Raw genomic sequence first — 8,744 nt, 5'->3', positions numbered from 1 at the left:
TGGCAGCGCGCGCGTTCCAGCAAGCGCGAGTCGGTCGGATGGACAATCGCCTTTTCCATCGCCATGGTGTCGACAATCACACGCCTGATGCTGGCGGCCTTGATGATCACAGCCCGTTTGGCCGCTTCGATGCTTTGCGCCAGCAATTCTTCCATGCCGACTTCACCCAGGCGCTTGCGCCGGCGACTCAGACGCGCGGGGTGAGTGGGCGGTTCGATCTGCAAAAATACGTCTCGCCCGTGAACACCTGTCAGTAGGGATTCTCGACTCAACTCCAGACCACTCCTTCATCCGACAAGTCATAGAGATGCTGTACATACAGCAAACCGGCGATCAGCCGGGGACGCAGAGCGGGACGCCCGCGCCTGAACTGAAATGGCTCAGAGGCAACGCGATCAATGGCGTACCAAACAATCAGTGCTGCCAACTGAATCAGCGGATGGCGTGGATTTAAATGCGCCATTAATGGGAACCCAGGAGTTGCTCTGAGGGCATAGTTTCAGGTTGCGGACCCATAAAGACCTCGACAGAAGTTGCAAGGAAGTGAATATAAATATTCCATATCCTGCAAATTCAGCAACTACTTTTACGTATCCAACCTATGCCAGAGGCCGTTCTCTTGATTTATTCATGGCCGACTACTAAGCCCAAGCCTTGAACAAAATTGCGCTTCTCTGAGGTACGTAACCAATCAGGATGAATTATGAACTGCCCAAGTTGGATCGAAACTTTTGCGAGGCGGTTCAAGTTGCGGCAATATCTCACGGCCTGCCTCTAACAAGAAAAACAGTTGTACTAATTCACTTCTGAGACTACTAATTGCTTAATAAGGGGCGCTCGCCGCAATACCAGCCAAAGTGCAAAGGCAATCAAACCTCCGCCATAGAGATGGCCCAAGGACAACGTCTCGCCCAGAAAAACAGCTCCGAAAACTACGCCAAATAAAGGTACCAAAAAGGTCACGCTGGATGAGCGTAGCGCGCCAATATCGGCAATCAAACGAAAATAAAGAATGTATGCAGCGGTGGAACAACCTAATCCCAGTGCAGCCAGAGCTAACCACTGCCGTAGTTGCACCGGAATGCTGACATTGCCACTAACCACTCCATAGGTAAACAGCGGCACCATCAATAATGTGGCACCAGTTTGGCTGCCAAAAGCTACCAACTTGCTATCCAGATCGCCGTCTTTATAAATCCAATGTTGTGCAAGATATCCAGCTATCCCATAGCACGCGGCAGAAGCAAGGCAAGCCAGCGTGGCAGCAAACTCGGGCCAGCCAAAATGCAGCGGTCCCACACTAGTAAGTACAACCACACCCAACAAGCCCAACACCACTCCAAAGCTTTTTTGCCAGTTTAAGCTTTCACCAAAAAACGCCGTGCCTATCATCACGGCCATGAGCGGTGTAGTTGCATTGAAAATAGCCGAATAACCTGCAGGCAATACTCGTGCAGCCAAACTAAAAAGAATGAAGGGAATTGCAGAGTTAATTACGCCTAGTAGCAGGCTACGCGTGGCCTTTCCTTCAAAATTCCAACTGCTGCGTGTCACAATCAATACCGCACCTAAGCCCAGCGCCCCGAGCAGTTCACGGAAAAACGAGGTTGCAATTACGCCAACATGCGGTACTACAAAACGCATGAACAAAAAGCTAGAGCCCCAGATAGCAGCGAGTAAGAATAAACGGAAAAAATCTGAAGGTCGCATGGTTTAAGAAAGCCTATAGGATAAAATTGCAGGAGTGAATTCAATCGGACACAACACGACGACCTACCATGATTAAGTCGCGCTGTTTACCACAGAGTCGCGCAACACGTGGCATGTAACCCCACTGCTCAAAACCCTGCTTTTTGAACAGCTGAACACTGGCAGTATTAGAGGAAAAAATAGTAGTGACCAACGTTTCAATACCTAAATCTGGGGCTGCTTTAATGGCGTTACTTAAAAGGAAAGTACCAAGCCCCTTACATTGAGCGTCTCGATGCAGGTATAAGGCCATGTCCGATGTGATGAAATAGCCGGGCCGCTCATTCATAAAATGCGAAAAGGATAAATAGCCTGCCAACCCGGAAAACCCTAGCACAGCGCTCTCCGCAACCCACAGTGGGCGGCGAGTGCTGGCTAGATGGTTTTCAAACCAAGCCTCACGTAAAGTTTCAGTAACATGCTCGGTATCGCATGTACTTTCTAGCGTGTTTACAGCTTGATTGTAGATTTCAACAATTTGTGGCAAATCACCACTCCGCGCAAGGCGATATGTCCATTGCATAATTAGTCCTAATATTAGGCTTGCGCATGACTTAAAAATCAGAAATAACTTGAGCTTGGTAAACTAATTCGGCTGGGCCGGTCAGTGCTATCGTGTGATTGGCGCGCAGGTCTACTCGCATAGCACCGCCGGGCATTTGCACAGTCACAGTTGTATCCACGAGCCCTGCTTTATACGCCACAGCTGCCGCTGCACACGCGCTGCTGCCAGAAGCAAGCGTATAACCAGCTCCACGTTCCCAAATTTCAATCTGCATGTTGGAACGGTCTTGCACGCTGGCAAACTGCACATTGGCTTTTTGAGGAAATAGTGAACAAGTACTAATTCGAGGTCCCCAAGTTTGCGCGAATTCGGCGCTGGGTTTATTGACCCAAACCACGCAATGTGGATTGCCCAAGTAAACGTACGAGACAGTGAATATTTCGTGATCTAATTCCAGTCGATAATCACATAATTGCGGTAACTCGGTATTCACGCCTAAGGCCATTGCACCAAAGGAATAATTGCCCAATGTCACCCGGATAGCCTTGGTAACGGGTAAAAAGTCTACCTCAATGGTCTCACCTAAGTGAAACAAATATAAGCTGAGTCCCTCCTCTGGGGCGTGCCCTACATCGATTAGGTAGCGTGCAAACAAACGCAAGCCGTTGCCGCTTTTTTCGCATTCGGACCCATCCGCGTTATAAATTCTCAACCCATATGCACCCTCGGAAGTGAGCCAAGGTCCGATTAATACACCGTCAGCACCTATACCAAATCTCCGATTGCATAATCGGCGAATTAGCTCAGGCCGAACGGGTTCGCTTAACGAACTTGGCTCGATAATCAAATAATCATTACCTAAAGCTTGATACTTAAAAAATTTCATACGGCCATGATCCAGACAAAATAATGAGACACATCGAAATTTGGCGTGCAGTCCCCTGTGCGATGTTACGCACATTTAGTGGCATTAGAGACGATTAGATTAGCGGTTTAAGCAGCTAAATGTGTGCATAAATCTTCTTGAAGCCCTAGCATCAAGTTAAGATTTTGCACCGCGGCTCCAGAGGCACCTTTGCCCAAATTGTCTAGACGAGCAACCAATAATGTGCGATCTGGATAGGTCGAGTTAGCTAATACAAACAGCTCGATATTATTGCTGCCATTGGTACCATGAGGAGTGAGCATGGGTACACCGGCAGGGTCAATTACGTTAAAACCTTGCACTTTTACGAACTTCTCGCCTTCATACCTTTGCTGCAGTGTAGAGTGCAGCGCTTGACTGCGACCGGGCTCGTGCACTACCGGTATAAACACCAACATGCCTTGATCAAAATTCCCTACCGCAGGATGAAATATCGGTCGAGTACTAAGGTCTCCCCAGGTCTGGATTTCTGGAATATGTTTGTGATCGAAATCTAGTGTGTATGCTACATAAGCCGGGCCACCATTCTTGTATTGTTCCACCATCTTAGTACCACCTCCCGTATAACCAGAGATGGCATTGATGCAGAACACAGTGTCCCTTCGCAGCAACTTCTGCTCAATCAGCGGGCGCAAAAGTAAAATCGCACCTGTGGCATAGCAACCGGGATTAGCCACTTGGCGTGCACTAGCAATGGCGGCACGTTGGGTAGGAACAAGCTCAGGCAGGCCGAATACCCAACTAGGCACCGTACGGTGCGCCGAACTAGCATCCAGCACACGACAACCTACGGATTGCGCCAGTTGCGCGGCTTCGCGCGCTGCATCATCGGGTAGACACAATACGGTAACATCCACTGAAGCCATCAATGCGCGACGCGCTGAGGCGTCACGACGCAAATCGTATTCAATAGTGAGGACTTTGATATGCGGGTGCGCAGCTAGCCGTTGTCTAATTTGTAGCCCGGTAGTACCCGCCTGACCATCAATAAATATACGGAAAACAGTCATAATCTCCTCTTTGTTGGCTGATCAATATTCGCCTCCTGCCACAATCACGCGATCGAATGGGATGTATCTGCAAAGCAGGCGGATACCCCCGCCAGCCCTACCTTTAATTGTTCGGATTCACGCGCAAATGTAATCCGCAGACCTTTCTCTTCACCGAATACTTCAGCGGGCATCAACAGTACCCGACTGTTTTTCAAAACTCGGCGGCAAAAATCAAGCGAGGTTTCTTCGCTTTTCAAATATACCCATGCAAATGGTGTGCCTTCCGGTTCGACCAGCTCCACCCAGATTGCATGGTGCTGAATCCATTCCCGTAAAATGAATAAACCTTGTTGCATTAGCCCTTGGTATTGCAAAATATAGTGCGGTTGGCGCTCAAGTACTAACGAACCCAAGGTTTCGCACAGGGTCGAATTGGAAATGGTAGTCAAATGTTTGTAAGCCATAGCATCCCGAACAATCGCTGACGTGGCTGCAAGCCAGCCCACACGCAAACCAGGTGCGCCGTAAATTTTTGAGAGGCTCGCAACCGATACTATGTTATTGCTTTGGTGTACCAGAGACTCTTTCAGATCAAGAAGGTATTCTTCATCGGCAATCAGAAACAAACCGCGTTCTTCCACGAGCCGAACTAACGCAGCGCGATCAGTTACGCTGAGCATACGGCCAGTTGGATTGCACGGAGCGTTGATCACAATGGCGCGAGTATTATTTTGTATCACCGCCTCGATAGCAGCAATATCGAAATTGAAGCCAAGGCCATATGGCACGATAGAAACTGAGCAACCGATGGCTCTTGGTGCCTCCCATGATTGTTGCCACCCGGGTCCGGTAGTAATGACGTGATCACCTGGTTTAACCAAAGTACGGTAGATTAGGTAGAGTGCTTCCTGCGCACCATGAGCAATGCCGATTTGTTCAGCCGACACGCCATAAAGGTCGGCAACTTGTTCCCTCAAATGCCGCGCTCCCCGATCAGTGCCGTAATCCAGCACTACAGGAGGCAGCACTCCAAAGCTATTCAATGTGATGCATGGTGCGTTGCTGTCGCCCAAGTCAATATCGTAACGACCTAAAGCGTCTTTAAATACCCAATCCTGGATGCGATAGGTTTGCATAGCTGGGTTTAATCCTTTATTACTGGTTTGCACCAATGTCAGCCATATTGTCTTTTTGTACCGCTTCAAAAAGCCCCGCACGAATATCAAATTGATAGCACCAAGGCACTGGTTTGAAGCCCGGCGTTTGATTAAGAAGCAACATGAGCGCTAGATTAGAACCCCATGCCGTAGCCATCAAGCATGATGCGCTAAGTGATGCAACTTTTCGATGTGCAAAATCTAGGCTAGGTGCATCGGTGTAGGCCTTGTAAAGCGCAGCTGGAGTAAGGCCGTTGCCGAAGCGCTGTAATTGTTCTGTTTCGGTTTGGCTATCATTGATGCCGAAATATTCTTCAAAAGTCATCGCATCAGGTAAAAATAAATGTCCAGTTACACCAAATGCTACGGGACAGCAAATTAATACAGGAATACTTTTTTCTCGCGCTACTTTGTAAAGTAGACGCCGTGGCTTGATCACAAAAAAATCGAGGGTGTCGCAAACAACGTCCACGTCATCAAGATAAGCGCGAATATTATTTTCATCAATAAAATCAACAGTTCGTACGTCAATATCAGGATTGATTGATTCGAGGCGCTCTTGCAATACAGCAGACTTTTTTTGTCCTATAGTATGAACGGTACAACCAAACTGGCGATTCATGTTTTCCGGACCAAAAGTATCAGCATCAGCAATATTTATGCCGCCAACACCCATTCGAGCTAAACATTCCGCATAGGTAAAACCGGTACCGCCACAACCGGGTACCGCCACACGTCGCGTGGCCAATAATTCAAGTTCGGCTGGAGTAACTAGGCCGACCATGCGGCTAAACAATACATCTCGTGAAAAATTACTCATCACTTTTTCCTTGTTAAATTGCATCGCTTTGAAGGGTTTCAATTGCTGAGGCGACTACTCGGGATTCAAACTCTTTGCCATGCCATCGATCAGCCCATCGAGAAAATGCCACCACAAAAATGTCGCGATAACCTACTTCATCAATTGCAACAATTTCGTTCACGTAATGAAACATCTTTCGATCATTTAGCAGCGCAACCTCTCCTTCTTGCACTGTGCCACGGTAGAATGGCTCACTTTTTCCGCCCAAAGGTAACAGCGTCATTTCGGCACCGGTAATGCCTACGCGTGTAACCACAGCAATACCGACGAAATCATGGCCATCCTGGTGCGCGCCTTCGGGTACAGTCACGCCCGCTAGATCGGGGCGGGTATGCACGCGATACTGATGTACATTAATCTGCCAATCGTCGTGCGTTTGTAGCGGAAAGCCTAACGCCATCGCTTCAACTTGGGGCGTGAAATCCACTTGCAGTGGCTCATAAATACGTTGAATCCCACCAGCTACTTTGTTGTATTTAGAAAATGTCATATATGGACGGTGCGGTAGCAATTCAAATTGCCAGCGGTTTTCTGCAAAATACAATTTGTATTGCGAGAAACGTCGGTAACGATTGCCATTGCCCATATATTGATCAAAGACTAAATTCCCAAAACTAGCTTTCACTTCTTCACTGACCACTGGCATTTTAATAATGGCATAACCGTTATCATTTAGAGACATGATTCACCTTACGCAATTTGAGTAGCATTAAACTGCTCTTCTAAATGCGCCAACAATGCATTTAGATATTTCTCAGACGAATTCAGGCGGATCATAGCGCCAATCGCAATTTCACGACCTATTTCTGGGTTACTCGATACAGCAGGGGCTACTACGTTGTTAAACCACCCATTTGCGTGTACCGCATCAATTCCGATATGTAATTCGTGATAAGCAATCCCGACCTCCGGCAGACCATTACGACGCCACGCATTGACCACATGTTTGAAACGGCGCGGTGCCAAGTATTCCGTTACGCCAAAATAACCAATTGCTTTAAAATAATGTCTTCGCGATAAAGCCAGTGCGCCAGAAATATTCCCAGAGATTTGCGCGTCTAAAAGCATATTTTCTTGTAAATATTTTTCATCTACTCCTATCTGCTGCAAAGCAGTTTTGAACATCTTAGAGTGGACACCCGCAAGTTCGCCGTTGCCCATTTCATCAAAGTAGTTTTTAGCAAGTTCTAATTTTGGTTCTACGTCTACACCAATTTGCAAGAAGGCAAGGATGTCGTCGAAGCGGGGGTCAAGGTTAGTTTCTTGGGCAAAATAAAATGCCAAATGACTCGATTCCGCACGATTTGCCAAGAAATCGTTATATAAAGGATGCACACTCGAGGTGTGTTCTGAAATTATCTTTTTTAGCCATTTCACATAAGCTTGGCCATCTTTTGGCATCTCCTCCAGCCAGCCATCTGTCAATTGACTTAATTCATAATCGAACATGCTTTTTTCAAAGATCGCGGCAATATCACGGAATATCGGTTGCATCTCGCAATGAATAGTACCAATCTCAGCACTAGAGAACTCTCGTGTATATATAAGTGCTAATGCTTTATGTAACTCTCCTAGTGCAGAAATATCATTTCCGAAGTATGCGGTGTTTACTAGTTTCTGACTGTTACTACGGAGTTCGCTGCGCAGAACTTCATTAGCACTACATTTTTCCCACTCTTGAAAGTCAGCTTCAAGCATATATAAAAGCCAAGAGAAAATTTGATCTGATTTAACTTGCATATTATTTATCTTTCGAAGGTTTGAAAGGCGTTATTTACGGAAAACCATCGTAGCTTTGCTAGCCGATATGACCGGATATAAAGAAGAGAAATTGCGATTTATTTCTAAATATGAAATTTGCTTGATGGGCAAATCAAATTCGTCATAAATTGCATCGACCGGACATTCTGGTGCACACACGCTGCAAGAAATACAGGTGTCGGGATTAATAACTAGGAACTTCTCGGCTTCGTGAAACGCATCCACCGGGCATACATCAACACAGACTGTATATTTGCATCCATTACATTCCTTACCAACAATAAAAGCCATGACCTAGTTTTCCAATTGATGAAGATCGCGCGAAGCCTGAAAAAGAGAATGGCACCCGCATTTCTTTGGAACGCTCGACCATGATTTATCAGCTAAACATCAGGCAGATTAGTCGATGCAGTCGTTGTAAAAATTACGAATATGTAAAAACGGAGAGACTTGCTGTCTTGAAGACGGAGAAGGACCATTTTTTTGTTTGGTTAGAAAGACGCAATCGAAGGAAAATTTCGTATTCAAAGCATCCACTTCTTCATTTGAACACCGCACGAATATAACAAATCTACCAATATTCGATAACTATTAGATCTGATAGGTTTTCATGTTGTCCACGTGGGCGCCCAATTCCCATGCTCTGGCGCGCTCCACAGCCACCACGACATCGCTTTGACCGGGCATCTCGCCCTGTAGGATTTGCATGTCTACATCCTGACTTGGAATTCGATTTCATATGGCCAATGGTTGGTTCAATGGCACTGCGACGCTTAATCATCGCCTTCAGTCC

Annotated in this window: 9 protein-coding genes and 1 pseudogene; all 10 read right to left on the bottom strand. The window is 46.7% G+C overall.

What is annotated here, in order from left to right; genetic code table 11:
• Nucleotides 1–463: pseudogene (locus tag HAV38_RS22025) on the bottom strand (transposase); the annotation flags it as partial.
• 332 nt (nt 464–795) lie between these two features.
• The gene (locus HAV38_RS21300) at nt 796–1,710 is read right to left on the bottom strand and encodes a DMT family transporter (protein WP_168057411.1); all 915 of its coding nucleotides are present in this window, start codon (nt 1,708–1,710) and stop codon (nt 796–798) included.
• 40 nt (nt 1,711–1,750) lie between these two features.
• Nucleotides 1,751–2,272, bottom strand: a complete 522-nt coding sequence (locus HAV38_RS21295) for a GNAT family N-acetyltransferase (protein WP_168057410.1) — start codon at nt 2,270–2,272, stop codon at nt 1,751–1,753.
• A 31-nt stretch (nt 2,273–2,303) separates the two neighbouring features.
• On the bottom strand, nt 2,304–3,140 hold the full coding sequence (gene dapF / locus HAV38_RS21290; RefSeq protein WP_168057409.1) for a diaminopimelate epimerase: 837 nt from the start codon (nt 3,138–3,140) through the stop codon (nt 2,304–2,306).
• Nucleotides 3,141–3,247: 107 nt separating this feature from the next.
• On the bottom strand, nt 3,248–4,189 hold the full coding sequence (argC, locus tag HAV38_RS21285; RefSeq protein WP_168057408.1) for an N-acetyl-gamma-glutamyl-phosphate reductase: 942 nt from the start codon (nt 4,187–4,189) through the stop codon (nt 3,248–3,250).
• Between the two features lie 44 nt (nt 4,190–4,233).
• A complete protein-coding gene (locus HAV38_RS21280; RefSeq protein WP_168057407.1) occupies nt 4,234–5,307 on the bottom strand; it encodes an aminotransferase class I/II-fold pyridoxal phosphate-dependent enzyme in 1,074 nt (357 codons plus the stop codon).
• Nucleotides 5,308–5,326: 19 nt separating this feature from the next.
• Nucleotides 5,327–6,148 (bottom strand): ThiF family adenylyltransferase, encoded by an 822-nt coding sequence (locus tag HAV38_RS21275; RefSeq protein WP_184013495.1) that lies wholly within the window; start codon nt 6,146–6,148, stop codon nt 5,327–5,329.
• Between the two features lie 13 nt (nt 6,149–6,161).
• The gene (locus HAV38_RS21270) at nt 6,162–6,830 is read right to left on the bottom strand and encodes a 2OG-Fe dioxygenase family protein (protein WP_209216844.1); all 669 of its coding nucleotides are present in this window, start codon (nt 6,828–6,830) and stop codon (nt 6,162–6,164) included.
• A gap of 50 nt (nt 6,831–6,880) precedes the next feature.
• Nucleotides 6,881–7,930: an iron-containing redox enzyme family protein gene (locus HAV38_RS21265; protein WP_209216842.1), complete on the bottom strand. Its 1,050-nt coding sequence runs from the start codon at nt 7,928–7,930 to the stop codon at nt 6,881–6,883.
• Between the two features lie 30 nt (nt 7,931–7,960).
• The gene (locus tag HAV38_RS21260; protein ID WP_168057405.1) at nt 7,961–8,242 is read right to left on the bottom strand and encodes a 4Fe-4S dicluster domain-containing protein; all 282 of its coding nucleotides are present in this window, start codon (nt 8,240–8,242) and stop codon (nt 7,961–7,963) included.
• Nucleotides 8,243–8,744: the final 502 nt, after the last annotated feature.

Origin of the sequence: Glaciimonas immobilis (assembly GCF_011947285.1) — a bacterium.
In the GTDB taxonomy this organism is placed as follows: domain Bacteria; phylum Pseudomonadota; class Gammaproteobacteria; order Burkholderiales; family Burkholderiaceae_D; genus Glaciimonas; species Glaciimonas immobilis.
Note: the sequence above shows the minus strand (reverse complement) of the source record. Positions and strands in the feature narration are given on the sequence as shown.

Excerpts from the sequence above, each read along its gene's own strand:
- HAV38_RS21275 (WP_184013495.1), bottom strand. The coding sequence starts at position 6,148 with ATGAGTAATTTTTCACGAGATGTATTGTTTAGCCGCATGGTCGGCCTA.
- argC (WP_168057408.1), bottom strand. The coding sequence starts at position 4,189 with ATGACTGTTTTCCGTATATTTATTGATGGTCAGGCGGGTACTACCGGG.
- HAV38_RS21260 (WP_168057405.1), bottom strand. The coding sequence starts at position 8,242 with ATGGCTTTTATTGTTGGTAAGGAATGTAATGGATGCAAATATACAGTC.
- HAV38_RS21265 (WP_209216842.1), bottom strand. The coding sequence starts at position 7,930 with ATGCAAGTTAAATCAGATCAAATTTTCTCTTGGCTTTTATATATGCTT.
- dapF (WP_168057409.1), bottom strand. The coding sequence starts at position 3,140 with ATGAAATTTTTTAAGTATCAAGCTTTAGGTAATGATTATTTGATTATC.
- HAV38_RS21295 (WP_168057410.1), bottom strand. The coding sequence starts at position 2,272 with ATGCAATGGACATATCGCCTTGCGCGGAGTGGTGATTTGCCACAAATT.
- HAV38_RS21280 (WP_168057407.1), bottom strand. The coding sequence starts at position 5,307 with ATGCAAACCTATCGCATCCAGGATTGGGTATTTAAAGACGCTTTAGGT.
- HAV38_RS21300 (WP_168057411.1), bottom strand. The coding sequence starts at position 1,710 with ATGCGACCTTCAGATTTTTTCCGTTTATTCTTACTCGCTGCTATCTGG.